Origin of the sequence: Lysinibacillus sp. VIII_CA (assembly GCF_049943995.1) — a bacterium.
GTDB lineage: Bacteria > Bacillota > Bacilli > Bacillales_A > Planococcaceae > Lysinibacillus > Lysinibacillus pinottii.
Genome location: NZ_JBNFXM010000042.1, coordinates 1 through 1,718, shown reverse-complemented (window position 1 = coordinate 1,718; position 1,718 = coordinate 1). Strand labels below are relative to the sequence as shown.

General features: G+C 33.7%; 1 protein-coding gene. It reads left to right on the top strand.

What is annotated here, in order from left to right; all coding sequences use genetic code 11:
• A partial coding sequence (locus tag ACP3VS_RS23835; RefSeq protein ID WP_426390214.1) for an AMP-binding protein occupies nt 1–1,718 on the top strand: 1,718 nt, incomplete at its 3' end.

The window sequence follows — 1,718 nt, the reverse complement described above, 5'->3', positions numbered from 1 at the left end:
GTGTTATCTCAATTTTACTCTCACAGTTTTGATTCCTCTGTTTCGGAAATTTTTTCTGCTTTATTAACTGGAGCAAGGCTTCATCTGTTAAATGAAGAACAACGAATCTCTTCACAAGCATATTTTGATGCAGTTGCTACTTATAACATTACGATTTCCGACGTAGCAACAGCCTTTTTTAAACAATTAACAAATGAAGTGTCTTTCAAGCACCGTAGTCCATTACAAAGTTTACGGGTCCTAATTATGGGAGGAGAAGCTGCATCAGCAGAGGCTATCCGAAATTGGCATTCTGAAATGAGTGATACCGTACAAATTGTCAATGAATACGGACCTACAGAAACAACAGTAAGTTCTTTATATCACGTTGTTTCTACAAAAGTGGAAAGTACAGTTACTCATATTCCTATTGGTAAACCTATTGCTAATACAAAAGTCTATATCTTAAATGAAAACATGCAGTTATGTCCAATTGGGGTAATAGGAGAACTTTACATTGAAAGTATAGGAACAGCAATTGGGTATGTAAATCAACCGGAAATAACCAAACTATCATTTTTATCAAATCCATTTTCAGCAAACAATCATTCTATTTTATATAAGACAGGAGATTTAGCGCGCCTATCATTAAATGGAAATGTAGAATACATGGGTAGGCGTGATAGACAAGTAAAAATAAGAGGATATCGTATTGAACTAGGAGAAATTGAAGATGTGCTTATGCAAGAACCTCGCATTCAACAATCGGTGGTTCTACCAGATGCAGAAGGGAAAGAATTACATGCATATTACACTGTTCACAAGCAAACAGAAATAAGTATTGAAGAAGTCTTTAAACATGTTTCAACTACTTTACCTGAGTATATGGTGCCAAAGGGATATGTTTGCATTCCAGAGATTCCTGTCACACAAAATGGCAAAATAGATGCTCAAAAACTAATAGGGAAATATCAAATCCAATACCAGAAAAATAAAAATCATCAAGCACCTGTTACAGAAACACAAAAGATACTAGCTAATGTTTGGGCAGAAGTACTAAACAAAAAAGACATAAACATAAAAGATGATTTTTTTTCTCTAGGGGGACACTCATTAAAAATTATGCCTACTTTGGTGAAATTAAAACCATACTTCCCAAAATTGCGTATACAGGATTTCTTTCAATATCCTACAATAGAAAAAATGGCCAAAAAAATAGAGAAAGATGCGATCCAGCTACAAAACAACATAGTAGCCACAGTGGAAGTGCATAAAAATGAAAATAATACTCATCTAGATAAACATGAAAACAATAAAAATTGGGATAATCTAATACAAGTAACACAACAGAAACCTCGCTGTGTATTATTAACAGGTGGAACAGGTTTTCTGGGTGCCCATATCTTAGAGCAGTTATTATTACTTCCTGACACATTGATTTATTGCCTAGTTCGGAATCAAAAACAAGAATCATTGGAAATTAAAGTACAAAAAAAAATGAAATTTTACTTTGGTGAGTCCATTTTAGAAAAAATGAAGCATCGTGTTAAGGTAATTGAAGGAGATTTGAGTCATGAATCTTTAGGCCTTACACCAAATATTAAAAAGGAATTGATTCAAGAAATAGATACGATTATACATTGTGGAGGAGAAGTACGTCACTATGGCGACAGAGAACATTTTATCCGAGTCAATGTGAAATCAACTCAATACTTAATAGACATGAGTAAAGAAGCAAG